Source organism: Nocardia alni, assembly GCF_019038435.1.
Classification (GTDB): domain Bacteria; phylum Actinomycetota; class Actinomycetes; order Mycobacteriales; family Mycobacteriaceae; genus Nocardia; species Nocardia alni.
The window spans coordinates 1-479 of sequence record NZ_JAGPOX010000337.1 but is presented as its reverse complement, the minus strand read 5'-3'; the positions used below and the strand labels follow the sequence as shown (position 1 = coordinate 479).

1 protein-coding gene is annotated in these 479 nt (G+C 73.3%); it reads right to left on the bottom strand.

Annotated features, from left to right (window positions below; all coding sequences use genetic code 11):
* Positions 1-71 precede the first annotated feature (71 nt).
* A partial coding sequence (locus tag JZ791_RS47405; protein ID WP_498049423.1) for a hypothetical protein occupies positions 72-479 on the bottom strand: 408 nt, incomplete at its 5' end.

The following is a 479-nucleotide window of genomic DNA, read 5'->3' as shown; positions in this document are numbered from 1 at the left end:
CCTTGATCCAGGGCAAGCGGCCGAGCGGGGAGAAAATCCTGAATTGACCAGGGGACCAAGGGGCCGGAGGTTCAGCCCGCGGCCAGATGCTCCAGCAGGGCGCGCGCATGCACCAGCAGGGTGTCTGCCGGTGTCCGAGCGCACAGCACCAGCTCGCGCGCGGCCCAGTCGTCGGTGAGCACGACGCGCCGCACCCCGGTCGCACAGGCCGGCGCGCACACCGTCGGCCACGTCGTCGCTCGCATGCTCCTCGGCATCCACCGCGATGGGCGGATGCGCCGCGAGAAAGGCGGCCAGCGGCGCGGCAGATGCTCGCTCATCGCCGAGGTGTTGCAGAACAGCCGCACGTGGCCTGACAGGCCCGTGCCGTGCGCGCCGAGCTCGCCGCGCAGGCGCTCCATCTGCTGCAGCACGATGCGTGCATGGTGCACGAGCGTGCGCCCGGCCGCCGTGGCGCGCACCCCGCGCCGCCCCCGCAG